The 24,899-nt window shown below is 57.8% G+C and carries 27 protein-coding genes and 1 tRNA gene; 13 read left to right on the forward strand and 15 right to left on the reverse strand.

Going from position 1 to position 24,899, the window contains the following annotated elements; translation table 11 throughout:
* The first annotated feature begins 386 nt into the window (after nt 1–386).
* Nucleotides 387–602 carry a hypothetical protein gene (locus tag ACR0NF_RS10625; protein WP_480667478.1) on the forward strand — a complete coding sequence of 72 codons (216 nt, stop codon included), beginning with the start codon at nt 387–389 and terminating at the stop codon, nt 600–602.
* Nucleotides 603–937: 335 nt separating this feature from the next.
* On the opposite strand, the gene ACR0NF_RS10630 is transcribed toward ACR0NF_RS10625, so the two are convergent.
* On the reverse strand, nt 938–1,933 hold the full coding sequence (locus tag ACR0NF_RS10630; protein ID WP_480667610.1) for an endonuclease/exonuclease/phosphatase family protein: 996 nt from the start codon (nt 1,931–1,933) through the stop codon (nt 938–940).
* A gap of 56 nt (nt 1,934–1,989) precedes the next feature.
* Here ACR0NF_RS10630 and ACR0NF_RS10635 point away from each other — a divergent pair, with 56 nt between their 5' ends.
* The gene (locus ACR0NF_RS10635; protein WP_480778218.1) at nt 1,990–2,853 is read left to right on the forward strand and encodes a hypothetical protein; all 864 of its coding nucleotides are present in this window, start codon (nt 1,990–1,992) and stop codon (nt 2,851–2,853) included.
* 375 nt (nt 2,854–3,228) lie between these two features.
* Here ACR0NF_RS10635 and ACR0NF_RS10640 read toward each other — a convergent pair.
* Nucleotides 3,229–3,318, reverse strand: a tRNA-Ser gene (locus ACR0NF_RS10640).
* A gap of 202 nt (nt 3,319–3,520) precedes the next feature.
* On the opposite strand from ACR0NF_RS10640, the gene ACR0NF_RS10645 reads away from it, so the two are divergent.
* The 8 genes from ACR0NF_RS10645 (at nt 3,521) to ACR0NF_RS10680 (ending at nt 11,092) form a co-directional block, all read left to right on the forward strand.
* Complete coding sequence (locus ACR0NF_RS10645) at nt 3,521–4,831, forward strand: SPOR domain-containing protein (RefSeq protein WP_480470276.1); 1,311 nt, start codon at nt 3,521–3,523, stop codon at nt 4,829–4,831.
* A gap of 16 nt (nt 4,832–4,847) precedes the next feature.
* Nucleotides 4,848–6,014 (forward strand): D-alanyl-D-alanine carboxypeptidase family protein, encoded by a 1,167-nt coding sequence (locus ACR0NF_RS10650; RefSeq protein ID WP_480471910.1) that lies wholly within the window; start codon nt 4,848–4,850, stop codon nt 6,012–6,014.
* Nucleotides 6,015–6,025: 11 nt separating this feature from the next.
* Nucleotides 6,026–6,637 (forward strand): dTMP kinase, encoded by a 612-nt coding sequence (gene tmk / locus ACR0NF_RS10655; protein ID WP_480470277.1) that lies wholly within the window; start codon nt 6,026–6,028, stop codon nt 6,635–6,637.
* Nucleotides 6,638–6,644: 7 nt separating this feature from the next.
* A complete protein-coding gene (locus ACR0NF_RS10660; protein ID WP_480470278.1) occupies nt 6,645–7,760 on the forward strand; it encodes a DNA polymerase III subunit delta' in 1,116 nt (371 codons plus the stop codon).
* Between the two features lie 2 nt (nt 7,761–7,762).
* Complete coding sequence (locus tag ACR0NF_RS10665) at nt 7,763–8,569, forward strand: TatD family hydrolase (protein ID WP_480778219.1); 807 nt, start codon at nt 7,763–7,765, stop codon at nt 8,567–8,569.
* Complete coding sequence (locus tag ACR0NF_RS10670) at nt 8,566–9,363, forward strand: MBL fold metallo-hydrolase (RefSeq protein ID WP_480470280.1); 798 nt, start codon at nt 8,566–8,568, stop codon at nt 9,361–9,363. The genes ACR0NF_RS10665 and ACR0NF_RS10670 overlap by 4 nt, the downstream gene beginning before the upstream one ends.
* A gap of 46 nt (nt 9,364–9,409) precedes the next feature.
* Entirely contained in the window at nt 9,410–10,342 is a 933-nt protein-coding gene (locus tag ACR0NF_RS10675; protein WP_480470281.1) for an AEC family transporter, read from the forward strand.
* A gap of 63 nt (nt 10,343–10,405) precedes the next feature.
* Nucleotides 10,406–11,092 carry a CbiX/SirB N-terminal domain-containing protein gene (locus ACR0NF_RS10680; RefSeq protein ID WP_480778220.1) on the forward strand — a complete coding sequence of 229 codons (687 nt, stop codon included), beginning with the start codon at nt 10,406–10,408 and terminating at the stop codon, nt 11,090–11,092.
* A gap of 31 nt (nt 11,093–11,123) precedes the next feature.
* Here the strand turns inward: ACR0NF_RS10680 and ACR0NF_RS10685 are convergent, their stop codons facing one another.
* From ACR0NF_RS10685 to ACR0NF_RS10705, 5 genes are all read right to left on the reverse strand, one after another.
* Complete coding sequence (locus ACR0NF_RS10685; RefSeq protein ID WP_480778221.1) at nt 11,124–12,113, reverse strand: diguanylate cyclase domain-containing protein; 990 nt, start codon at nt 12,111–12,113, stop codon at nt 11,124–11,126.
* Entirely contained in the window at nt 12,110–12,697 is a 588-nt protein-coding gene (locus ACR0NF_RS10690; protein WP_480667484.1) for a heme NO-binding domain-containing protein, read from the reverse strand. Before ACR0NF_RS10690 ends, ACR0NF_RS10685 begins: the two co-directional genes overlap by 4 nt.
* A gap of 116 nt (nt 12,698–12,813) precedes the next feature.
* A complete protein-coding gene (locus tag ACR0NF_RS10695) occupies nt 12,814–14,373 on the reverse strand; it encodes a trimethylamine methyltransferase family protein (protein ID WP_480667485.1) in 1,560 nt (519 codons plus the stop codon).
* A 119-nt stretch (nt 14,374–14,492) separates the two neighbouring features.
* Nucleotides 14,493–15,185 carry an HAD family hydrolase gene (locus ACR0NF_RS10700; protein WP_480778222.1) on the reverse strand — a complete coding sequence of 231 codons (693 nt, stop codon included), beginning with the start codon at nt 15,183–15,185 and terminating at the stop codon, nt 14,493–14,495.
* 19 nt (nt 15,186–15,204) lie between these two features.
* Nucleotides 15,205–15,489 carry a DUF3572 domain-containing protein gene (locus ACR0NF_RS10705; protein ID WP_480658199.1) on the reverse strand — a complete coding sequence of 95 codons (285 nt, stop codon included), beginning with the start codon at nt 15,487–15,489 and terminating at the stop codon, nt 15,205–15,207.
* Nucleotides 15,490–15,578: 89 nt separating this feature from the next.
* Between ACR0NF_RS10705 and ACR0NF_RS10710 the strand changes: the two genes are divergently transcribed.
* Entirely contained in the window at nt 15,579–16,979 is a 1,401-nt protein-coding gene (locus ACR0NF_RS10710) for a diguanylate cyclase (RefSeq protein ID WP_480778223.1), read from the forward strand.
* Between the two features lie 4 nt (nt 16,980–16,983).
* On the opposite strand, the gene ACR0NF_RS10715 is transcribed toward ACR0NF_RS10710, so the two are convergent.
* Genes ACR0NF_RS10715 through ACR0NF_RS10730 form a run of 4 tightly spaced genes read right to left on the reverse strand, consistent with a single transcriptional unit; the run spans nt 16,984 to nt 18,867 of the window.
* Entirely contained in the window at nt 16,984–17,457 is a 474-nt protein-coding gene (locus ACR0NF_RS10715) for a periplasmic heavy metal sensor (RefSeq protein ID WP_480470289.1), read from the reverse strand.
* On the reverse strand, nt 17,454–17,798 hold the full coding sequence (locus ACR0NF_RS10720) for a hypothetical protein (protein ID WP_480470290.1): 345 nt from the start codon (nt 17,796–17,798) through the stop codon (nt 17,454–17,456). Before ACR0NF_RS10720 ends, ACR0NF_RS10715 begins: the two co-directional genes overlap by 4 nt.
* Nucleotides 17,791–18,405 carry an RNA polymerase sigma factor gene (locus tag ACR0NF_RS10725; protein WP_480778224.1) on the reverse strand — a complete coding sequence of 205 codons (615 nt, stop codon included), beginning with the start codon at nt 18,403–18,405 and terminating at the stop codon, nt 17,791–17,793. The genes ACR0NF_RS10720 and ACR0NF_RS10725 overlap by 8 nt, the downstream gene beginning before the upstream one ends.
* A 6-nt stretch (nt 18,406–18,411) precedes the next feature.
* Complete coding sequence (locus ACR0NF_RS10730; protein WP_480778225.1) at nt 18,412–18,867, reverse strand: EF-hand domain-containing protein; 456 nt, start codon at nt 18,865–18,867, stop codon at nt 18,412–18,414.
* A 222-nt stretch (nt 18,868–19,089) separates the two neighbouring features.
* Between ACR0NF_RS10730 and ACR0NF_RS10735 the strand changes: the two genes are divergently transcribed.
* Entirely contained in the window at nt 19,090–19,488 is a 399-nt protein-coding gene (locus ACR0NF_RS10735) for a DUF983 domain-containing protein (protein ID WP_480778226.1), read from the forward strand.
* The gene (locus ACR0NF_RS10740; protein ID WP_480778326.1) at nt 19,485–20,186 is read left to right on the forward strand and encodes an NUDIX hydrolase; all 702 of its coding nucleotides are present in this window, start codon (nt 19,485–19,487) and stop codon (nt 20,184–20,186) included. Before ACR0NF_RS10735 ends, ACR0NF_RS10740 begins: the two co-directional genes overlap by 4 nt.
* Here the strand turns inward: ACR0NF_RS10740 and ACR0NF_RS10745 are convergent.
* The 4 genes from ACR0NF_RS10745 to nuoN are packed head-to-tail and all read right to left on the reverse strand — an operon-like array spanning nt 20,183 to nt 24,884.
* Nucleotides 20,183–21,850 (reverse strand): ribonuclease J, encoded by a 1,668-nt coding sequence (locus tag ACR0NF_RS10745; protein WP_480778227.1) that lies wholly within the window; start codon nt 21,848–21,850, stop codon nt 20,183–20,185. The genes ACR0NF_RS10740 and ACR0NF_RS10745 overlap by 4 nt on opposite strands.
* On the reverse strand, nt 21,847–22,626 hold the full coding sequence (locus tag ACR0NF_RS10750) for a type III pantothenate kinase (protein WP_480470296.1): 780 nt from the start codon (nt 22,624–22,626) through the stop codon (nt 21,847–21,849). The genes ACR0NF_RS10745 and ACR0NF_RS10750 overlap by 4 nt, the downstream gene beginning before the upstream one ends.
* An 11-nt stretch (nt 22,627–22,637) precedes the next feature.
* Nucleotides 22,638–23,387 (reverse strand): biotin--[acetyl-CoA-carboxylase] ligase, encoded by a 750-nt coding sequence (locus tag ACR0NF_RS10755; protein WP_480470297.1) that lies wholly within the window; start codon nt 23,385–23,387, stop codon nt 22,638–22,640.
* A gap of 54 nt (nt 23,388–23,441) precedes the next feature.
* Nucleotides 23,442–24,884 (reverse strand): NADH-quinone oxidoreductase subunit NuoN, encoded by a 1,443-nt coding sequence (gene nuoN / locus ACR0NF_RS10760; protein WP_480778228.1) that lies wholly within the window; start codon nt 24,882–24,884, stop codon nt 23,442–23,444.
* Nucleotides 24,885–24,899 lie beyond the last annotated feature (15 nt).

Below are 24,899 nucleotides of genomic sequence, written 5' to 3' on the forward strand. Positions count from 1 at the left end.
GCCGAGGTTGCCGAGAAGAGAGCAAAGAGCATCAGCGCAGAAGTCCTGATCATGAGCATTTCCCTTCGTTCGCAATCCGGTCAAAATATATCTTAGGTTCACAGTTCTCAACAAACGTGTCTCAGTGCAGTTCAAAGTAGCGGACAGTAGCTGAGCAGAAACCGACTAATCCTGCTCTGACAGTTCGCTTTGGGTCTGCTTCGGGCTGAGGGTGTGTGAAATCTCTGGCTATCCGGCAAAACCGCCGAAAACACCCTCAATGTGCATACTCTGGCGCTTCTCGGAAAGATTTTACACAGGCACTTAAAACGAGCGCGACGAGAGAGCTCGTGGGCTGGAGTTTTCACACACTCTCGGCTCTTTGCAAACCTTAGAGCTAACGCAGCATGGGCCCTGCCCCGAATTACCACCCCACACCGGACTTTGACCGTACGATACTGTGCTGCACCGCAGCTTCCCATATCCGGGCCATTGACGAAGCCACGCAGAGGTATGGATCATCCGAAGAATGGCCTGTGGCGCTCTGGCCTTTCGAGGATGACGAGGGAGCGCCCGAAGAGGCTCTATCCGTCATTCGAGAGGTGCTTGCTGCACCGGTCTGACCGCATCAGAGCACCTACACAAATATAGGGCGGCGGGATGTTCCGCCACCCAAATTGGTGTTTTCGGCATATCATAGGCAAACCCTGGACCGGGCATATTGGTTCGGCTTGGTAAGACAAAAAGCAGCATGACACCTAAAGCTGATAAACCTTAGTGAAGCTGCAAAACCGTCCAACGCTGCGCCTGAAGTCCGCCTTCCGGACATTCATCGCGGATGCAGAACACTTAGCTTGACGACATGGAAATTCATCTCGGTTTGTTACCTCTTTGGCATCTGCGAAAGGCAACGGATTTGGTTGGTTGCTTCAAACCGGGCCAAGCTAAACTCTATTTGTTATATCTCCAGCCAGATTGGACGATGGTCGCTTGCCCTTTGGGTGCGGCTGACCCCGCTTCCTTCTAACTCACTCTCAAATTCGGAATGCGCGATACCCGCATCTTGAACATCATCATACAAACCGGGCGATACCGCAAAGTGATCCAACAATAGGGGGCGATCTTGTATCCCATCTACAAAATCGTCAAAGCGTGAGGTAAACAAGGCATTTACTGGCACCCTTTCCAATACCGGATGACGAAATATCAAGTCGGGGTAGAACGTACTTCCTAGCACGATATCTGCCACATTGTGGGTAAGATACTGTCGTTCGAAGAAGTCCGGGCCAGGACCATCGTTCCAATCGCCCGTTACAATGATACGCTCTGATGGCTCATTCTGAACCAATTGATCAAGGTACGTTCTGAGGCGGAAACCTTCAGCAGAAATACGGCGCCGTGCCTTCATCGCAGAGGCGATAAACTCGTGGCGGCGTGCAGGATTATTGAATAGGCTTTCGCCGTTATGAACATATTTTGACTTGGTATGTAGGTTGACAATCCGAATAGGATCACCAGCAACTGGATTGATGTCGACAACCATAGGTGCTCGCGTAAAATCATAGGGCTGTAAAAGCAGATCCCCGTCGACATCCGCCTGCCACACGTCTTCTAACTCATGCGTCAAGGCGTCGGTTGCATGATCAATATCAGCAACAGCTCCTCCTATTTTTTTGAGCACATAAAGCTTTTGCGAACCACCAGCTTTTCCAATCAGCGCCTCGTAAAGCGGGTCGCCGTTGACAGAAAGAAAATCAGAGATGAATAAGTTCATTTCCTGGATGGCGCTTGGTCCCTCTTGGATGCACAAGATATCCGGATCGATTGCCGTGACTATGTTGGCAACTCTTTGAGCTACGATCCGTGCATCTGGCGCATCCATTGAGTTGCCACCCCAGGCAGGATTGTGATTACCGGAAAACCAGCGGTTCATCCATTCGATATTCCAGTTCATAATTTTCACAGCGATCTCCTTAATAGAGTTTAAAAAAATACTTTTGAAACGTGCAGATGAGCCGTGCAGAAGTCTACAGTTTTTCTGAACCTCGGCCCAAAGCCGACCTTGTCCGAGGGCCGACGATGCTGCGATGTAGCCAGCCAAAGCCGCCATTCGCTGCGAACGCGGAGTTCATTGCCAACTTTTCTGAATCGGTAGGTTACCAAGATCGAGAAGGCCGACGGTTGCGCTATTACGTCTCCAATCGACTGATCTCGGGTGGCAAGGATATCTCCGGCTGGCGACTGCCCGGCCCGGCGCTGGAACACGCAGTCATTGATGTCATCGTCAGACATCTGCAAGACGCCGCCGCCGCGCACCAGGTGCTGGCGCAACCGGAGGCCGGGTCAACGGAGGCAGTTCAGACTTCAGCTGCGGATTTAGTAACTCGGCTTCGAGGCCAAGGCGCTCAGGTCGGCGCTGATATTCTGGCCAACGGCAGAATTGCACGCGGACAGATCGACCTCGAATTGAACCCTAAAAATCTGGCAAGCGCACTTGGCATCGCGGCCGATCATCTGAACCCGGATCTCACACACATCACCTCATCCTTCGATCTGCGACGACGCGGCGTTGAGGCCAAAGTCATCGCTGGAGACATGGCACCCCAACCCGATCCCCACCTCCGGTCCATGCTGATCCGCGCTCATGGCTGGGCGCGTGATCTAAAAGCCGGCGTTCAACTGATGGAAATTGCCCGCCGCGAAAACCTCCCCGGCGCCTTCATCCGTACCCGTGCTCAGCTCGCGTTTCTTTCACCGAAGATTCAGGTCGCGATTCTCGACGGCGCTCAGCCGACCGAATTCACACTCAAGCGTCTTGTCAGCGTGACCCACCCACTAGACTGGTCTGAACAGGAACGCCTGTTCGGCTTCTGACATCTCCAAGTCCTTCGTCCCTGTTACAGGGTTTGCCCTCCCTGATCCGCAGGCACAATTCCCTGTTCCCACGAGAAAATTCCCTGTTCCACCTTTTAGGGAATTTGCAACATAAACCTCTGGAAAACATGCAGTTCCGATAGGAGAAATGACGGAACTCAGACCTGTTTCACGAAAATTCCCTGTAAATTGCCGGGTATCAGGGAAATCCCGCCCAAAGCGACCCCGCCAAAATGCGCCACTGAGACTGCGGCCGGAATTGCGCTCTGAGTGTGCGATCTGCTCCGTCTCTGATTGAAAGCGCATGCGCCAACTCGCGGGAATTGCGGCACAATTCCGGGTCAGAAAACACAACTGAAGTGAGACAGGTATGAGTGGCGGGGAGACAGGGATTCGAACCCTGGGAACGCTCTCACGTTCAACGGTTTTCAAGACCGCCGCATTCGACCACTCTGCCACCTCCCCGCGTGGGGCAGGGTCTAAGGCGAGTTGTTGGCAGAGGCAAGCCATAAAGCGGGAAATCTTGCCGAAGCGAAAGCAGCAGTCTTTCCATGGCCCGGTGCCCGCGCTATGATCCGCTCAAGAAACCGCTGGAGACTGGCAAAAAGAACCAGCACGCATGCGGTGGGGCGCGGCCGATATGGCCTGTCAGGCAAGGGATGAGACAATGAAGCGAGCGACTGGCACACGCTTTGGGCCGCAGCGGCTGGCGTTTCTGGCCGTGAGTATGGTGGCCTTGGCGGGCTGCGAAGAAGGGTTCAATCTGCAGGAACCCTCGACCGAAGAAACGGCAAGTGAGGATGCGGACAACACCAACAGGTTTGAGCTGTTCCCCGAAGCCAGTGCCAGCAACCAGCGCGATGTCGAGGCACCCGAGGTGTTTCAGGTGACCGAGGCGGGTCTTTGGGACGGGCGTCCGTCGCTGGGCGGCGTCTGGGTGGCGCACCCTGATGTCTCACAACCCGAGCGGGTACTGATCAAAAATACCACCAACAACAAAACCGTCACCGGCGCGTTGTTCCGTCGCGAGCGGAACCTGCCGGGGCCCGCGCTGCAAGTGTCATCGTCGGCAGCATCGCAGCTGGGAATGCTGGCCGGTGCTCCGACCCGGATTGAGGTGGTTGCGCTGCGACGAGAAGAGATCGCGCCTGCTCCACCGCCGATTGCGGAAGAACCCGTTGAGGAAGAGACAGCCGAGACCAGCACTGAGATTGCAGCCGTAGACACGACCGAAGCAGATGCACCCGAGAAACCCGCAAAGCGGAAATGGTGGCAAAAGAAACCTGCTGACGAGACCAACGCCGCCGGTGCAGCTGTAGCTGCCGGGGCTGCCGCGGGCGCGGTTGTCGCCTCGACCGGGGATGATGTTGCTGAGACCGCCGTTCAGACGGCTGACGCAGCCACTGAGGCCGTCGAGCCTGAACAGCCTGCGAAACGCAAGTGGTGGCAAAAGAAGACACCTGAAGAGGTAGACGCCGCAGCAGCCGAAGTGGCGACCGCTCCGCTTGCCGAGACCGGGACCGAGGCCGCATTGGCCGGTGCCCAGACTGCAGCCTTGTCGGACCCAGAGATCACACCTCCGGCCGAGAAACCCGCCAAACGGAAATGGTGGCAGAAGAAAGACCCCAACGCCATCACCGAGACGCCGCTGGACCCGATCGCGGGTGCAGCCGCAGCCATTGAGGCAAGCGAGCCGACCACCGCAGCCGCAGCTGCCGCCGCCACCCCCGAGACAACTGGCGGGTTGGCAAAGCCGTTTGTTCAGGCCGGCACCTTCAGTGTCGAAGCAAACGCCAAAAGCGCCGCCGAGAAGATCCATCGCAACGGAATGTCCGCTGAGGTGGCAGAGTTGAAAGGCGACGAGAATACAGTTTGGCGCGTGCTCGTCGGCCCGGCTTCGACTCGGGCCGAGCGTCGCGCCTTGCTGAACGATGTCAAAGACCTCGGTTTTGCCGATGCCTTCACGGCCAAGAATTGAGATGAGGAAGCCCAAAATGCTGTCTGCATTCAGATCCACATGCCTGGCCATCGGCCTGACTGTGCTGGCCCTGCCCTCTTACGCCTTTGATACAACGGCGCGGGCGGCTTATGTGATGGACCAGGGAACCGGAACGGTGTTGCTATCGAAAGACGCCGATCAGCCGCTTCCTCCGGCCTCGATGTCAAAGCTCATGACTCTGTACGTGGCGTTCGAGGCGCTGCGTGACGGGCGATTGACCTTGCAGGAAACACTGCCCGTCTCGGAACACGCGATGAGCTATGGTGGCTCGACCATGTTCCTGAACACGCAGGACCGCGTGACGGTCGAGGATCTTCTGCGTGGCATTATTGTGCTGTCGGGCAATGATGCCTGTGTGGTGATCGCCGAAGCGCTCAGCCCCGATGGAACCGAAGCAGGCTTTGCTCGTTTCATGACCCAGCGCGCGCAGCAAATGGGCATGAACAACTCGAACTTCGCCAATTCCAACGGTTGGCCTGCTGCGGGGCACATGATGTCGGTGCATGATCTGGCCATTCTGGCCGATCGTCTGATCACCGATTTTCCGGAATACTACCCGCTGTTCGCCGAAGAGGTGTTCGAGTTCGATGGTCGCGCGCCATCAAACTCACGCAACCGCAATCCGCTGTTGAAGCTGGGGATTGGGGCGGATGGGCTCAAGACCGGCCACACGCAAGAGGCCGGGTATGGTCTGGTCGGATCGGCCAAACAGGGTGATCGTCGGGTCGTCTTTGTCCTCACGGGTCTCGACAGCACCCGCGCCCGTGCAGAGGAGGCTGAGGCCGTGGTTAACTGGTCGTTTCGAAATTTTGTCGAGAGGACAGTTGCCAAAGCGGAAGAACCGGTAGCCCAGGCAAAGCTTTGGATGGGGGCTGAAAAGACAGTTGGACTGGTGCCTGAAGAGGACCTGACACTGCTGTTTCCGGTCTTGGGCGGCAAGGAAATCAAAGCCGAGGTGGTCTATGACGGCCCGATCAATGCTCCGGTATCGAAGGGTCAGCAGCTTGCCGAACTGGTGATTCAGCCGGAAGGCCTGCCGGAAATTCGCCGCCCTCTCGTGGCTGACAGGGACGTCGCACAGGGCGGGTTTGTTGTGCGAATGATGACCGTTGGCGGCATCGTTCTGAAAGACGTCATCAATATCCCGCTGGAACAAATGTGACGCCGCGCGGAATGTTCCTGACTTTTGAAGGCATTGACGGATCGGGCAAATCCACGCAGGCGCGCCTGCTGGCCGAACATTTGCACAACGCAGGCCGAGATGTGGTTCTGACCCGCGAGCCCGGAGGCTCAGCCGGGGCCGAGGAAATCCGCAGTCTGGTCCTGCAGGGCGATCCGGATCGCTGGTCTGCCGAGACCGAGATTCTGTTGTTCACCGCCGCCCGTCGCGATCATCTGGAGCGTACGATTGAGCCGGCTCTGGCTGCGGGTAAGGTTGTTATCTGTGATCGGTTCGCCGACAGCACTCGCATGTATCAAGGCCTGTCGCGCGGAGATCTGCGCGGGTTGGTCGACCAGTTACATGCGCTGATGATCAAACGCGAACCGGACCTGACACTGCTGATCGATATGGACCCCGAAACGGGCCTGTCCCGCGCCAAAGGACGTCAGGGCACCGAGGAGCGATTCGAGGATTTCGGCGTCGACCTGCAACAAAAAATGCGCGCCGGGTTTCTGGCGCTCGCAGATGAGTTTCCGGACCGTTTCCGCGTCGTCGATGGCAACCGAGACATGGACAGCGTCGCGCAGGATGTGACAGATTTCGTCTCAACAGCCCTGCGATAGACGAGACATGAGCAACGATACTCCAAACCCGGATCAGGCCCCCGGCGCCCCGCACCCCCGCGAAACGGAGCGGCTGTTCGGGCAGGACAACGCCGAACAAGCCTTCCTGACCGCCTATAACTCGGACCGGCTGCATCACGGCTGGTTGCTGACCGGCCCCCGCGGGGTTGGCAAAGCAACTTTGGCATGGCGCATTGCCCGGTTTTTGCTCGCGACACCTCCGACAGATGACGGTGGGTTGTTCGGTGCCCCCCCTCCGCCCGACACATTAGACATCGACACGGATCACCCCGTCTCGCATCGCATTCTGGCAGGAGCCGAGCCCGGACTAGCCGCGATCACCCGATCCGTGAACGATCAGGGGCGTCTGCGCAATGAAATCGTGGTTGACGACATCCGCAAGCTAGGGCGCTTCTTTGGTCTGTCCTCGGCGGATGGCGGTCGGCGGGTTGTCATTGTCGACTCGGCAGATGAGATGAACACCAGCGCTGCCAACGCGCTGTTGAAAATGCTCGAGGAGCCTCCGGCGCGCACGACGCTATTGCTGATCTCACATCAACCCTCGCGCTTATTGCCCACCATCCGGTCTCGTTGCCGAACTCTGCGCCTATCGCCTTTGGGGGTCGAAGATATGCAGGCGGCACTTGCGCAAACCGGGGCGGAACTGCCTGCACAAGCGGACCATCTGGCCGCTCTGGCAGCAGGCTCGGTCGGCGATGCCGTGCGCCTGATCAATCTGGGTGGGTTGGAGCTTTACGCCGAGCTGATCGCCATTGTGGGCACCCTGCCCCGGCTCGACCGGCAACGTGCGCTGAAGTTGGCAGAAACAGCCGCACAGCGCGGTGCGGCTGAACGGTTCGACCTGCTTTTGTCCCTGATCGACATAGCCCTGTCCCGCCTCGCCCTGACCGGCGCAACAGGCGCGGCCCCGATGCCCGAAGCCGCTCCGAACGAGGCCGAAACGCTGGCGCGCCTCTCCGGTTCACCGCACAAGGCCCGCCAATGGGCCGAGGCTGCCGCCCTGATCACGTCACGCGCGCGGCATGGGCAGGCGGTGAACCTTGACCCTGCCTCGCTTGTCCTAGATACGGTGTTCAAGATACAGGAAACCGCCGGTCATTAGTGATGAGCCCCACCCCTGAAATTACCGACAGCCATTGCCATCTGGACTTCCCGGATTTCGAAGGCCAGTTGGACGAGATCGTAGCCCGTGCCGCCGAAGCAGGCGTGACGCGGATGGTGACGATTTGTACCCGCCTTCGCAACGAACCCAGCGTACGCGCCATCGCCGAAGCTCACGCTTCGGTCTTCTACGCCGCTGGCACGCACCCGATGAGCGCAGTGGACGAACCCATGGCTACGGTTGACGAACTGGTCACACTGGCGCATCATCCGAAATTTGTTGGCATCGGCGAAAGCGGTTTGGATTACCACTACACCGCCGACTCAGCTGAGATTCAAAAACAATCGCTGCGCGTTCATATCCAGGCGGCGCAGCAAACTGGCCTGCCATTGATCATCCATGCGCGTGCAGCCGATGACGACATGGCCCGCATTCTGACCGAAGAACATCGCAATGCACCCTATTCCTGCGTGATGCATTGCTTCTCGTCTTCGGCGGAGCTGGCCCGGGCCGCGCTGGATCTGGGCTTTTACCTGTCCATGTCGGGCATCGCAGCCTTCCCCAAAAGTCAGGAGTTGCGCGATATCTTCGCCGCTGCCCCTGTCGACCGCATTCTAGTGGAAACCGACGCGCCTTATCTGGCCCCACCGCCACATCGTGGCAAACGCAATGAGCCCGCCTATACCGCCCACACCGCTCGCAAGGGGGCCGAAGTATTCGGGATGGACTACGCCGAGTTCGCCGCCCAGACGCAGGAAAATTTCGACCGGCTGTTCACCAAGGCCGCGACATACAAGGCCGCCGCATGACTGAACTGCGCTGCACTATTCTGGGCTGCGGATCATCCGGCGGTGTTCCCCGGCTGGGCGGTCATTGGGGGGCTTGTGACCCCGACAATCCAAAGAACTCGCGCCGCCGATGCTCAATGCTGGTTGAACGGGACGGGCCGGATGGCACGACCTCTGTTCTGATCGACACCTCACCCGACATGCGCAGCCAGTTGCTGAGCAGCGGCACAGGCCGTCTGGATGGGGTAGTTTACACCCACTCCCATGCCGATCACACCAACGGTCTGGACGACTTGCGGATGATCTTCTTCAACATGAAGGCGCGCGTTCAGGTCTGGGCGGATGGCGATACGCAAAACGACCTTCTCAACCGCTTCGGCTATGCGTTCGTGCAGCCCGAGGACTCGCCCTATCCGCCTATTCTCGATCTGCGCACAATTGACGGACCGTTTGAAATCGACGGGCCCGGCGGTGCGATCCCGCTAGAGCCGTTTGTAGTGAATCACGGCAGAATTGACTCACTGGGCTTCAAGATGGGAAACCTCGCGTACCTTCCCGATGTTGCCGAGATTTATGACGAGGCCTGGCGGGCAATGGAAGGGCTCGATTGCCTGATCATTGACGCTCTGCGCCGCACGCCCCACCCAACCCATGCACATCTGGAAAAGACATTGGGCTGGATCAAGCAACTGGAACCGAAACGCGCCATTCTGACCAACATGCATATCGATATGGACTATGCCACGGTCGAGGCCGAAACCCCGGACCACATCACGCCCGCGTTTGACGGGATGGTGATCCGGCAAGCGCTCTGAGAGCCGGGCCGCTGCCTGCCCCCATCCCCTCCGCTATGGCCTCGCCATGTTTCAAAGCCTGATCGATGTTGTCCTACCAGTCTTTCTGGTGATCGGAGCCGGGTATCTGTCGACCCGATTGGGATATTTTCGCGAAGTTCATATCGACGGGCTGATGAAATTCACGCAGGGCTTTGCGATCCCATGCCTGCTATTTCTGGCAATTGCCAATCTGGACCTGAGCGCCAGTTTCGATCCTCGCCTGCTAGGCAGCTTCTATACTGCCGCAGGATTGTGTTTTCTGGCCGGTATGCTCGGTGCACGCCTGATCTTCGGTCGTGAGTGGGAAGATAGCGTCGCAATCGGCTTTTGCTGTTTGTTCTCAAACTCAGTTCTGCTGGGCCTGCCGATCACCGAGCGCGCTTATGGCCCCGAGAATCTGACCGGCAACTTCGCGATCATCGCCTTTCATTCCCCCTTTTGCTATTGCGTCGGCATCACGGTGATGGAGGTCTTCCGGAACCGCGGCCACGGTGGCGCAAGGATGATCAGATCGGTGCTGACCGCGATGTTCAAGAACGCATTGATCCTGGGCATTGGCCTGGGTTTCATCGTCAATCTGTCAGGTGTCGGCATCCCCACGGTGGTAGATGACGCGCTGAACCTGATCACAAGTGCTGCGCTGCCGGGGGCCCTGTTCGCTTTGGGCGGCGTCTTGGTAAAATACCGCCCCGAAGGTGACCTGCGCGCAATCATGTTTGTCTGCGGCGTTTCGCTGATCCTGCATCCCAGCCTCGTGTGGCTGTTCGGCGCATCGCTTTCTCTGCCGCAGGACCTGTTTCGTTCAGGCGTCCTGACCGCCGCGATGGCACCGGGCTTCAACGCTTATATCTTCGCTAACATGTATGGCCGGGCAAATCGGGTCGCCGCCTCGTCGGTTCTGATCGGAACCGGAGTTTCGATTTTGACGGTCTGGCTATGGCTGACCCTTCTGAGCTGACCGAAAGCATTGACTTTGCCCACCATCGAGACACCTATCGCAGGACCAAACTGGAGCCCGTATATGCCAAACGCAGTCATTGTTGCCCACGGTCAACCTTCTGACCCAGCCCCCGCCGAGGCGGCGCTGGCAACGTTGGCTGCGCAAGTCGACGCTCTGTGTGAACACGTTTCAGTTTGTTCGGCAACTCTGGCAGCTCCGGGCGCGTTGGAAGCCTGCCTTGATGGCCTGCCTACGAATACCGCTGTTTATCCACTCTTCATGGCGCGTGGCTGGTTTGTAACCAGCGCGCTCCCGAAACGGATCGGTGATCGACCGGTCAGAATTCTCGACCCTTTGGGCACTGATCCGGAACTGCCTCTGCTGGTAGCTGGGTCTCTAGGCGACGTGATGATCGACAAAGGCTGGAACCCTGAGGACATCGATCTTGTCATCGCGGCCCATGGATCTGGTCGCAGCCCCAATCCGGCCCGTGTTGCACAGGATTTTGCCTGCGCATTGGTCCAGCATATTCCGTTCAAATCCGTCCATACGGGGTTTGTAGAGCAATCGCCTTCCATTGCGGATGCGGCGACCGATCTTGAAGGGCAAGCAATCTGCCTACCATTCTTCGCCTGTACCGGCGGACACGTATTGGAAGATGTACCGCAAGAGCTGAAGCGCGCCACCTTTACCGGCCATGTCATGCCGGTGATCTCCGAATTGCCACAGGTCCAACGCCACATCGCCAGAGTTTTGAATCAGCTCTGAATCCAACCATGCAGCTTTGCGTTCAACCGGGTTACTGCGCGCCCGACAGTTCCGAATAGAAACGGTGACAAGATCTACCATCTCGCTTCGCGGCATAAAGCGCCAGATCGGCAGCATGCAGGATATCGACTGCTCTGGGCACCTCGAACTGAGTTGATAAAGCGGTTCCGATACTGCAGGAGATCCGACACTCTGTCCCGTCGAATTGCATCGGTTCGCATAAGCTCGAAATCAGTCGACCAGCGACCCTGCCAAGTTTATCGCGATCGGTCATACCTTTGAAAATCAACACAAACTCATCCCCGCCAACCCGGGCAACCGTGTCGTCACCGCGCGTTTCGGCAAGCATGATACGGGCAGCCTGCTGCAATACATAATCCCCGGCGGCGTGGCCCAAACGGTCATTGATAGATTTGAAGTAGTCCAGATCCAATTGCATCAGCGCAAAGGTCGCCTTCATCGAGATCAAATGGCCCAGCAGATGATCCATTGCTCGACGATTCTTCAATCCGGTCAGCGTATCGGTGTATGCTTGTTCTTCCGCCGCGAGCATGGCCCCCTGCAACCGCAAATTCAGCGACCTCGAAGCATCCATCGCCGCAGACTTCGCCTCGACCAGATACAAAAGCTCAATCGCAAGATCGGTGCCCGAGAAATCCGCGCTTGTCAGAGCATAGTCCCGAACCGCATCCAGAATGGATATGCCAAACGACAAGTTAACAACTGCCCCTCCGCCATTTGGCATCGGCGCGATCAGACCTTTCAACGCAGTTCGAGGCATGTCTTTGAACCTAAGATGCAACCTGGTTCCCGGCGTCGCTATCAAATCCGCGATGTTGGTAACCGATCTGGGCCGCAAGAGCTCAAAGATATCCAGAAAACTCTCGCCCGCCATTTGACGTTCAGGTCGCAACTTCTGAAGTGTTGGCCCAGCCTGAATGATCCGTCCCGCATCATCCACCAGCACGAACATCGGACAAAGGGTTTCCAGCAACGAGGTCAGAGCGCGCGTACACGTCATCCGCTCCGTGCTCCCAGATCGAAATGACGGCCCTGAGCAAACGCACTCTCTACCAAGGTGATCGAAATGACCTCGGCACCGCTTTGGTGTCCGTCATGGGTGAGAATTACCAATGCACCATAATCATCTGCCATGGCCCGCAGGACCCCTGTCATGACGCTTGAATAACCCGGAAGGCCGGAAAAGCAGTGCAAACGATATTCAGCTGGTGAGTGTTCCTGCAACTCCAGCGCGGGCAGAACAAGATCTGAGACGGCAAGCCGAACCCGATCCGACAGATCATCCAATGAATGCAGGAACTCGACATAGGTCACGCCGCCAAAGCGTAAAAGCCTGCGCAACCCTTCCATATTTGGGTGCGAAACGAGATAGGTGCCCAGATCCTCGAGAAATTCTGGCTTCGAACGCTCCAGATCTGCACACAACACATCCAGAACACGCGCCGAGACATCCGCCTCGTAAATTAACATCGCTTCGAATTCGTCGAAATCCAACCCTGCGGCCTGCATCGCGCGCAGCCAGCAGTGACGGCCATAGGTGGCGCAAACAAAGGATTGGATCGCCCTGTTGATCAGTCCATGCATGAAAAGCCCCGGATCAGAAATCCGGTCTAGATGACCCCAGAAAGCTTAACAAAAGCCCAAAATCCATGACTGGATTGAGACAATGCGTTGTAATCTCAGCTTGAAACCAAAGGGCATCAGAAGTCGGTCGGTGCGCCCCCTTCCGATTTTCGGCGGGCGACAAAATCAGCCAACTCGTCGCGGATCGCTTCGTCCAGCGCGGGGGGCTCGAAGGTGTTCACGATCTCCCTGAACATGTGATGCGCGCGTTCTGCAGTCCATACACCGCCAGCCGCTTCCCAGGCCTCGAAGTTCTTCCAGTCACTCAGGAAGGGCTGATAAAACGCGGTGGAGTAACGATCCTGCGTGTGTTGGATGCCAAAGAAATGCCCATCGTTCCCGACGGCACGTATTGCATCCAGCGCGATCTCATCCGGTCCGGTCGCGTTTATCTCTGGCTGCATATATCGCTGAATTTGCTGTAATATTTCGCAATCCATGATAAATTTCTCAGGGCTGGCAATCAATCCGCCCTCTAGCCATCCCGCTGCGTGATAGACCATGTTGGTCCCCGACTGCACTGCCGCCCAGAGCGAATTCGACGTCTCCCAGATCGCCTGACCGTCAGGCACATTGGCCGCGCATACTCCGGATGAACGCATAGGCAGCCCATAAAACCGCGCCATCTGTCCCGTCATCTGAGTCGAGCGCATATATTCCGGCGTCCCGAACGCAGGCGCGCCGGATTTCATGTCCACATTCGAGGTAAACGTCCCAATCACACAGGGAATGCCGGGCCGGACGTATTGGAACAACGCAATTGCGCAGAGCGCCTCAGCCAGAGATTGCGCCACCGCGCCCGCCATGGTCACAGGTGCCATGGCCCCGGCAAGCGTAAAAGGTGTCACCACGATCGCCTGCCCGCGCCGCGCCAACCTCAGACAGCCGTCGATCATTGGGTGGTCGTGTTTCAGCGGCGAGGTCGAATTGATGTTGGTGTACATCCGCGGCGCGGCTTCGAACTCCTCGTGGCTGAGACCGCCGGCGATACGCACCATCTCCATCACATCTTCAACGCGCTCTTTGCCCAGAGAATAGGCGTGCATGGCCTTATCGGTCAGCGTCAGTTTATCATAGAGCACATCCAGATGACGAATGCTGGCATGGATATCGACCGGCTCAACCGGGTAACCGCCCGCAAAATGAATGCAGTTAAAATATTGCGTCAGTTTTAGCAGGTCCTGACACATCCGCCTGGTACCCGGGACCTTCTTGCCGATCTCCATATCCCAATAATTCGGCGGAGATGACACGTTTCCGAACAGCAGTGTACGACCACCTACCTCGATCTTGTGATCAGGGTTGCGCGGGGTGATCGTGAATTTGCTCGGGGCCTTGCGCACCATTTCCATGACGAAATCGCGGCCCATCCGAACATTGTCGCCGTTGATGGTGCAACCAGCCTCCCGTAGGATATCAAGCGCTTCCTTGTTGTAGAACTCGATCCCGATCTCTTCGAGGATACGCATCGCACCTTCATGAATCGCCTCAACCCCGTCGGGTCCCAAAGGCTCGGTCGGTCGATCTATGTTTATCGGCGGGTTCCAAGGCATCTGATCGATAATGGCACTGCCGCGACGTGCGGCAGCGCCAGCGCGACCGCCACTGCGTCGTTTGCGAGTTCTGCTGTCGGCCATGGCTATCCTCCGGACGCTGCTTTCTTCAAGCAAGCCCCGAACACCGAGTAATGGCCGCTCTGTCTGCGACAATAGATGTCGGTTTCACCCTATATCATGGCGATTTTCAACTCAGTTGTTCAGCAATTAGCTAACCAGCCGGGGATATGCCCGATATCGGGCAGCACAACATCCGCGAACGGCTCCAGCATCTGCGCCGGGGCCATTCCCGTCAAAACACCAATCGTCACCATGCCCGCTGCACGCCCGGCCTCGAGGTCATGCAGGCTGTCACCCACCATGGCAATCCGCGACGGGTCGATGTCGATATGTTTGGCAAAGGCCAGCAACTGCCCCGGTCCCGGCTTGAACCCATGGCCACTGTCATATCCGGCGACGAAATCGAAGTGATCCCGCACACCAACCGATTCGAGATGCTGCAGCGCCGGCATCTCTCCATCATTTGTGGCAACGCCTAGCTTCAATCCAGCCTGCCTCAAACCTTCAAGAAACGGTGCCAGTGGCACAGATGGAATCTGCTGCGCCTCTGCCGAGGCTCGGTTTAAGGTGTCAATAAGTTCTGACCTAGGCGTCTCGGGCAGATGTGGCTGTAAAACCTCGGCGACTTCATCGACTGTTCCGGCGATTACGATGCTGTCAGCCTCATAGGTTTCTTCCGCATAATCAAATCCGATGGCTTTACCCATTTCGGATGCAAGCTGCGTGTCGCCTACTGACAAGCGCTCCAGTGCGACGCGCCCGAAAGCACCCCATGTGGCGGCAAAGTCAAAAAGTGTTCCGTCCTTGTCGAACAATAAGGCATCGATGGGCATTCAAAGAGGCTCCTGCAAATTAAGTCCAGTGCATTTCCGATGGTCCCAACAGCATCACACGGGCCTGACCCGGCTGATCATAAGGGACGGAATTGGCGTCACAAAAAGCGATCACCCACGAATCGTCAAGCATCAGGAAATCGAGAACCGAGGTCAGAAACTCCGTCTCACCCGCACGTGCGCGCAGGTCTTCAGCAGATGCCCCACTGGCCCCCAGAAAAACAGGCAAAAGCTCATCATTTCCAACCAGCCAGCTCAGAACTTTCAGGGCCAGGGTTTCGGCGGCATCGGCAGATATCGGCATTATCTGGTCCCGGATCGTCTCTTGGAAAGGGTTTATTAACCAGACTCATAAACACTTTGGCAATGCATGCAATCAAACGGTGAACGGCCATGTCCGAGCAAGGCACCATACTCGTCCTCGATGGCGTTTCGACCAATCGCATCATGCTCAAGGTGCAGTTGACAGCGGCTTGGTATCACGTCGTACAGGGCGAGAAAGTGGCGGGCCTGTCCGCTTTGCTGCGGCGTACGCGGCCTGATCTTGTTCTGACTGCTCAAACTCTGCCGGATGGATCAGCAGCAGATGTCAAAAGGTTGATGCAGTCGGACCCTGCTTTGGCGGACGTGCCGATCGTGGCCATCGCTCCACAAAATGACAAGGCAGCACGGCTTCGCGCGCTTTCAGACGGGTTGGACGATGTGCTTGGCTATCCTCTGAAAGATACGCTTTTGCTGGCCCGTGTCCGCAGCCTTTTGCGCGCGCGCGCTGATAGACAAGATCTCAGTGTCAAAGACGCATCGCAGTCGATCGGGTTTGCCGAACCCGCTGCCACGTTGATCGCACCTCACCCTGCGGCTCACATCGCGGTTCTGACACATACGCCCCGTACCGGAGCGCTGTGGAGTAAAGCACTGTGTGCTCAAACCCGACATCGGTTGAGCATCCATACCTTGCCGAACCTGCAGGGTGTCCTCGGCGAAGCGCCTCCGGATGCCATCGTCGTCGAACTTGGAGCGGACAGCTCTGCATCCAAGTTGCTTGCCGATTTACGCTCGCGCAGTGGCACGCGGCACACGGTATTGATCGCGGTACTGAAGGACAATGACGCAAACCTTGCCGCCGAAGCGCTTGACCGAGGTGCGGACGCCGTTTGCATTGGAGGCTTCAACGCCGACGAAATATCCCTGCGACTTGAGACGCAGATTGCCCGTAAAACCCGCGATGACAGGCTGCGCGACACATTGCGACAGGGTCTGACGGAGGCGTTGACTGACCCTCTGACGGGTCTGCACAATCGACGCTATGCCTTGCGCGCGCTCGACCAGATTGCGCATGATTCACTGCGCACCGGGCGTGGTTTTGCCGTCATGCTGGCCGACCTTGATCATTTCAAATCCATAAACGACCGTTTTGGTCATGCCGCAGGCGATTGTGTGCTGTGCGAGGCCGCGCGCAGGATTCGGACCGCAATGGGTCCTACTGGATTCGTCGCCCGCATTGGCGGAGAAGAGTTCATGATTGGCCTGCCCGAAACCTCGACCAAGCAAGCCTTGCAGCAGGCTGACAGCGTCTGCAAAAGCATTTGCAGCACACCCTTCCAATTGCCCGATCACCCCACGTTGATCCCGGTTACGATCAGCGTCGGCCTCAACTTGTGTGCCCCCAGAGATCTGAGCCTGCCCAGCGAAGCTGATCCGGTCAATCAACTTATCCGATCTGCTGACAAGGCGCTTTATGCGGCCAAAAAAGCAGGCCGGAATCAAGTACATATCCGGCAATCTGCGGCCTGACAGGTCAGTCCCGTTTTTTGTGTTTGCGTGCCCCGTGCTTGACCACTTCCTCCAGCCGATCGGCATAGGCTGTACGCTCTTCGTCATTCATGGCCGAGATCTGCGCCAGCCATTGTTGATGAAGCGCTTCTTGAAGATCCGCAGTTGCCTGCGCCTGTTGTTCCAGCAGCGCCTGAACCGCAGCGGGTTCAAACGGGACAACCCTCAGCGCTTGACTGAGCGTGCTGAAATCCTGCTGGCGCCGGTGCGAACCTTTGCCGCGCAGAGCTGACAACTCACCCCGCAGCGCTTTGCGCTCTGATTTCGGGAGTGCATGATAAAGCGACGGCCCGAAACCAGGAGGGGCAGCGACGCGGTCCTGGCCTTTGAATCTCAGGACTGTCCCAAGGGCGACCCCGGCCACCATCAGGTTCAGAGCCAGCGAAACAACCAGTAGAATCGGCATCCATCGACGTTTGGGTGCAGGCGCATCTGTCATTCCGCATCCTCCAGAAAGTTATCATCCAAGCTCAGGTCGGCGATCAGAAAAGTCGTCTCTGATGACACAAAATACTCTGCCGGGTCCGGCAGGAAAGATGGTGCAGAAAATCCAATCCAAACGCCCGCGGCGCTGGCAGCCACAAGTCCGCCCAACCCTTGCCAGCCGCCGATCGACCCCATGCGCCAACGCCATGTCGGTCGCGCCGCCTGTGCAACACGCGCCAATCGCAGCGCTTCGGCGTCAGTTTCGATCCGAACTGCCAGATCGTCAGGAAACTCGTCACGCGTGGCGCGCGCCTGCGCAAACAGACCTTCCAGTTCCTTGCCATGATCAGCCATGTTCATACCCCAGTTCATCCTTGCGCCCAGCCAGTATCGCCGTCAAAGCCCGTTTGCCCCGCGCGGTCAGACTTTCAACCGCTTCGACAGAAATCTCCATGATCCCTGCGATCTCGGGATTGGACAATTCCTCGATATGCCGCAAAACGACGGCCTGTCTTTGCCGGTCCGGCAACTGATCCAAGGCATTCTGCAACGCGTCCCGTCGCGCGACCTCCTGCATCTTGTCGACCACACTGGCAGAGCCGTCTTCGGGTTCGGGCGCATTCTCCAACGTATCAGGCCGCTTTCGGCGCCGCAGATCCACGCACAGATTCAACGTCACACGATAAAGCCAGGTCGATATCTGCGCCTGCCCGTATACCCAGTCCGGGGCCATCTTCCACAGGCGCATCATCGCCTCCTGTGTGACGTCTTCGGCCTCGGCCCGATTGCCCAGCATTCGCAATGCTACCGAATAGCAGCGCGGCCCCAACCTGTCTGTCAGCAGACGAGCGGCATTGGCATCGCCATCAGCGAACAGGTCCAACAACGCTTCGTTGCTGGGCTCGGGCATGGCGGATGAACCGCCATGCACCATGTCCGGATAAGAGGTCAGATCCTCCATCCCGCATCAGTTGTCGTTAGAATCCGACTTGTGATGTCGCTTGTGCTTGCGACCCATCCGATCCTTTGCATCCGCATATTCCTGTTCCGAGATCGATCCGTTACCATCGGCATCGATACGCTCGAACATCTTGGAGGCCCGGCGCGGTTTGGGCAATTCATCTTCACTCAGAAACCCGTCCGCGTTGGCATCATATTTTTCGAACATCCCCTTTACACGATCCGCAGCCTTGGCCTGAGCGGCGGCCTGCATTTCCTCGACGCTCAGTTGCCCGTCCCCATCGGTATCGGCCGAAGTGTAGTTCTTCAAGCGATGCTCGGTGATCTCGGTCAGCGTCACCTGACCGTCGCCATCAATGTCCAGCTCTTCAAACGTCGCCCGCGGCCCTTTGGCGAATGCCGAAGTTGCGGTGATGACCAGTGCGGCCCCAACGACGCCGGAGATGAAGGTTTTTCTGTTCATAACTTATTCCCCTGATATGCGCGGCCCCTTGCCGCTGCTGATATCAATTCAAACGCTGCATGTGCGGGTTTCCGTCGCCGCATGATCAACTTTTTTCCACCCGGTTTGAATGCGGGTAATTTCCTGCTAGGTTCGGCTTCGCCGCCGCAAAGCGACGCACCCCCCTTTCCTGCATGGCCTGGCCAAGCCTATATGACCTCAGGATAAACGCGCGAGATTCATATGACTGATCAGACTGTTGAGACGACGATCGAGGAAGAACGCCCGACCAAACCCGCATTGATCCGGGGATTTCGGGGCAAATGCCCAAATTGTGGCGAAGGCAAGTTGCTGCACAGCTATCTCAAAGTGAACGATAGCTGCTCGAATTGCGGGCAGGAGCTGTTTCATCATCGCGCCGATGACGGACCCGCCTATCTGACAATTCTGATCGTTGGGCATCTTCTGGCACCAGCATTGCATGTCTCTTACGTGCATTGGCGGCCCAGCCCCTGGACCATGGCAATCGGGTTTTCGATCGCTTGTGTCGCCTTGTCGCTGTATCTATTGCCGCGACTTAAAGGGGCAGTCGTCGCCTATCAATGGGCACGCCGCATGCATGGGTTCGGCAGATCCGCATGAGTGCGGACAAGACCGCCATTCGCAACGCCGCGACCGTCATCGTTCTGCGTGACAGGCTTGGCGATCCCTCGATCCTGATGGGGCAACGCGGAGCAAAAGCCGCGTTCATGCCAAACAAATTTGTCTTCCCCGGTGGAGCGGTCGACCCGGCGGATGCAGATGTACCCCTAGCGTCCGCCCTACCCGATCTGTGCAACGAGCGCCTGTCGCAGCAGTCCGAGGCCGGGCTGCAAGGTGCTCTGGCTGCCGCTGCGATCCGCGAATTGTGGGAAGAAACCGGGTTGATCCTTGGGCAACCGGGCGTCTGGCAAGGTGCCGTGCCCCCGGATTGGCAGAGCTTTGCTCAGATGGGTTTCCTCCCCTCCGCTTCAGCTCTGCAATTTGTGTTCCGCGCGGTGACACCACCCGGACGACCACGCCGGTTCGATGCCCGGTTCTTTCTGGTTGATGCCGATGCAATACAAGGTGATCTGGACGACTTCACCCACGCGTCGGACGAGCTGTCGCATCTGCAATGGGTGAAAGTCCGGCAAGCCCGTGAATACGATCTGCCATTCATCACCGAGGTCGTTCTGGCCGAAATCGCCGCCCGCGCGGCAGACCCGAACCCGCCTGAAACCGTGCCCTTCTTTCTCAACAACGAAGAGGCCAGCCTGTTCCTGCAGCTTCGGGGCTATCCGATGCCTTACGCGGATTAGCGCATCCGACTGACCACTACGGTCACTTCTGGTTTCTTTCCGATTTCGGCCTGCGCAGTCTGGCGTGCGATCCGACGCAAGCCTTCCTCAAGCTTGTCATCATCACGCAGGGTTTTGGCTCCAGCACGCATCAGAAACTGATTGAGGTCTTCTTCGAGCACCTCGACCAACCCCGAACGGGACGAGCCCACCTCGGGCAGCCCCATGGTGTCGCACCAGGGTTCGCCCAAAGGTTCGTCCTCTTCATCGAGAATGACCGTGATCGTGACATGGCCGTTCAGCGCCATACGGATACGGTCGCGCACAACACCATCCAATGCACCCACCTTCACGGAACCATCCAGATAGGTCCGACCCGTTTCGACATAATCTGCCACCTTGGGCGCATTGCCAGTCAGATCCAGCATGGTGCCGTTCACTGCCAGAACCCCAGTGCGCCCGCCCGCTTCGGCCAGCTTGGCGTGCTCGCGCAGGTGACGATGTTCGCCATGCATCGGAATAACCATCTGGGGATCGACCAACGCGTGAACACGTTCCAGATCAGGCCGGTTGGCATGACCCGAGACATGATAAAGCCCCGAGCTGTCATCGACCACATCGACGCCCTTCTCGCTCAACTGGTTGATGATACGGATCACCCCACGCTCGTTTCCGGGGATGGTTTTAGACGAGAACAGGAACAGATCGCCCTCTTTCGCCTCAAGCCCACGATATTTGCCGCGCGCTAGTTGGGCACTGGCTGCACGGCGTTCGCCTTGGCTGCCGGTGACGATCAGCATCAGGTTCTGGCGCGGCACGTCAACGGCCTCTTCAGCGCTGATAACCTTGGGGAAATCGGTCAGGATACCGGTTTCAGTCGCAGCCTCGATCATGCGCCGCATCGCGCGACCCAGCAAGACAACCGAGCGCCCAGCTTTCTGCCCGGCCTCGGCCAGTGTTTTTACGCGCGCCACATTCGATGCAAAGGTCGTCGCGATCACCATACCGCTTGCGCCCTGCACAAGACGCGTGATCTCGGGACCCACTTCGGATTCCGAACGTCCGGGATGAGACGAGAACACGTTGGTGCTGTCACAGACCAACGCCTTGACACCCGGCTTGGCAACCTCAGCCCACAGATCAGGGTCAAAGGGCTCGCCCACAACCGGGTCTGCATCCAGCTTGAAGTCTCCAGAATGCACAACACGGCCTTCAGGCGTATCGATCACCAGCCCTGCACTTTCGGGGATCGAGTGTGACACGGGCAGGAAACCTACCGTAAACGGACCCGCCTTGATCTGTTCGGGCCAGGCCGAAGCCGTCCGCACCGCCTCGGTCGGGTGGCCATGTTCATCCATCTTGCGCCGCGCAATATTGGCTGTGAAGGCACGAGCATAAATCGGTGCGCCCAATGCTTCATAACAGTGGGCCACGGCTCCGATGTGATCCTCATGCGCGTGGGTGACAAAGACGGCCTCAAGCTGGTCGGCACGCTCTTTCAACCAGCTGATATCGGCAAAGATCAGATCGACGCCGGGCGAGGTATCCATGTCCGGAAACGCCACGCCCAGATCGACGAGGATCAGTCGTTCTTTTCCCGGCGCGCCATAGCCGTAGACATAGGCATTCATGCCGATTTCGCCTGCACCGCCCAGCGGCAGATAGATCAGTCGTTCACTGCTCATGTTGAGCCATTTTCCTTGTTATAGCGATGGATCACGGTCAACCCGTGCATCGTCAAATCATCCTCGATAGCGTCAAAGCCCACATCTGCCTGATCGAACAGAGGCGCCAGCCCACCGGTGCCGACGACCTTCATCGCCATTCCGTATTCGGCCTTCACGCGCGAGATCAGCCCTTCGATCAGACCGGAATATCCCCAATACACGCCAGACTGGATACAGCCAACCGTGTTTGTTCCGATCACTTTTTCGGGTCTTGTAATGTCGATATGCGGCAGCGCCGCTGCACCCTGATGCAATGCCTCAAGGCTCAAGTTCACGCCGGGAGCAATGATACCACCGACATAGGCACCATCCGCCGCGACCACGTCGAAATTTGTTGCCGTACCAAAATCAACCACCACCACGTTTCCGCCATGGCGATCAAACGCAGCCGCCGCGTTGGCCAGACGGTCCGGGCCGGGCACGGTTCCTTCATCCACGCGCGGGTTCACGGGCAGTAGGCAATCGGGTTTGCCGACAACAAGTGGCCTACATCCGAAAAACCGGTCTGCAAAAACCCGCAAGTTGAACACCACACGCGGCACGGTCGAGGCAATGATCACATCCGAGATGTCAGCCTCGATCCCGTAGTGTTTCACCAAAGTCGAGTACCATGTGAAATACGCATCCGCTGTGCGCGCATGGTGGGTCGAAGTACGAAGGGTGCACAGAAATCTCTCGCCATCCCAGATCGAGAAAACGGTGTTCGTGTTGCCGCAATCAATAGCCAGAAGCATAGGCGCCCCCTTCAGAAATAGACATCCGCGGCAGGTATGCTGACGCGACCTTTGGCGGTGTTTAGGACAAGGTTGCCGGCCGCGTCCACCGTTTCAAAGGTTCCGACCGTTTCCGACGTTGCGGTACGGGCGGTTATGACCTCTCCCAACTTGGCGGCGCGGGACAACCAGGCGGTGCGAATGGGCTCAAACCCATAGGTGGTGAACTGCGCCTCATACCGCGCATAAGATGCGGCCAGTTCGGTCAGGAAATCCTCGGGCGTGACCTGAGCGCCGGTCTCGGACATCAATGAAACTGGGCGCACCGCACCCGGTTCGACCTTATCCGCCGTGGGTGCTTCGGACAGGTTGACACCGATGCCGATAGACAGATGCGCGACACCCCTGCCTTGCCCGGTGCTTTCCAGCAATATACCTGCGAGTTTGCCGCCATTCAGCAAAACATCGTTCGGCCACTTCAGAGACAACCCCTGCGCACGCCCGGTCACCGCCACACAGGCATCAAACAACGCCAACGCAGCCACGAAGCTGCGCAGCGCCGCTTGTTCAGGGTTTCCATCTGGTCGCATCAGAAGCGTCGCCGCCAGATTTCCTTTCGGATTGGCCCAAACTCTGCCACGTCGTCCGCGTGCTGCGGTCTGGTGATGTGCCATGATCCAGACGGGGCCTGTCGCAGTCGGTGCCAGTCGCGCCGCCTCATTCAGCGTGCTGTCGACCTCTTGCAGAACGTGCAGGCCATATCCCTGCGGCCAGTCGCTCATGTCAAAAAGGCCCGGTCAAGCGACCGAGCCTCAGGTGATTGGGGTGCGACAAGATCAGTTGACAAGCGTCGCCGCCGCAGCTGCTGCTGCACCTTCCACGCCGAATTGGTAGAACACGCCGATCAGCATCAGGGCCGCAGATCCCATCAGCGCCGCCCAAAGAACAGGTGTCGAACGGGTTTCAATCGGGTCTTCATTCTCGGCGCCGAAATACATGTAGAACACGATCCGCAGATAATAGAATGCACCGATGACCGAAGCGATAGCCGACACGATCACCAGCCCGAACAGGTCAGCGTCAATACCCGCCTGCCAAACGCCGAACTTGGCAAAGAAACCCAGCATCGGCGGTACACCCGCAAGGCTGAACATCAGGATCAGGACAGCCAGCGCCTTGCCCGGATCCCGTTTCGAGAACTGCCGTAGTGCGTCGATATCTGTTACCGGTTTGCCGTCACGCTCCATCATCAGGATGAAGGCGAAGGTGCCGATATTCATCGTCACATAGATGGCCAGATACATCAGCATCGCCTTGATACCCATCTCGGTACCGGCGGCCAGACCAATCAGCGCATAGCCCATATGGGCAATTGAGGAAAACGCCATCAGCCGTTTGATGTCGCGCTGCCCAATGGCCGCGACCGCACCCAGCAACATCGACAGGACCGAGAGCAGCACGATCACTTGCTGCCAATCCTTGATCACGCCTCCGAACGCGTCATGCATCAAGCGCGCGAACAGGGCCATAGCTGCCACTTTCGGCGCCGTAGCAAAGAACGCCGTGATCGGGGTCGGAGAGCCCTCGTACACGTCCGGCGTCCACATATGGAACGGCACAGCCGAGACCTTGAAGGCCAGACCAGAGATCATGAAGACCAGACCAAACAGCAGGCCAACCGATATTTCCCCGTGTTGTACGGTCTGAATGATGCCAGAGAACAAAGTGGTTCCCGTAAAGCCGTAAACCAGCGACGCACCGTAAAGCAGAAGACCCGAACTCAGCGCGCCCAGCACGAAGTATTTCAGACCGGCCTCGGTGGATTTGGCGCTATCGCGCCGCAGGGCGGCCACAACGTAAAGTGACAGCGATTGCAGTTCGAGCCCCATATAAAGCGACATCAGATCGCCCGCGCTGACCATCATCATCATGCCCACAGCTGCAAGCGCGACGAGCAGCGGATATTCAAAGCGCAGCAGATCACGGCGCGCCATGTATTCCTGGCTCATCAGCAATACGGCTGCAGCAGACAGCAGGATTGCCACTTTCGCGAACCGGGCAAAGCCGTCATCCACGAACATGCCATTAAAGGCCACGTTGATCCCGTCGCCATTCATCGCAATCCAGATCGCCAGGACCGCCATCAGCCCCGAAGTGGCCCAGACCAGAACCGGCGCCAGCGCGTCCTTGGTGGTGTAGACAGCCCCAATCAGCGCCGCCATCGCATAGATTGCCAGAACGATTTCCGGCAGGATGATTGTCAGATCAGCCTGGATCATGTCTCCAAAGCTCCC

This window comes from Ruegeria sp. CF4 (genome assembly GCF_056537345.1).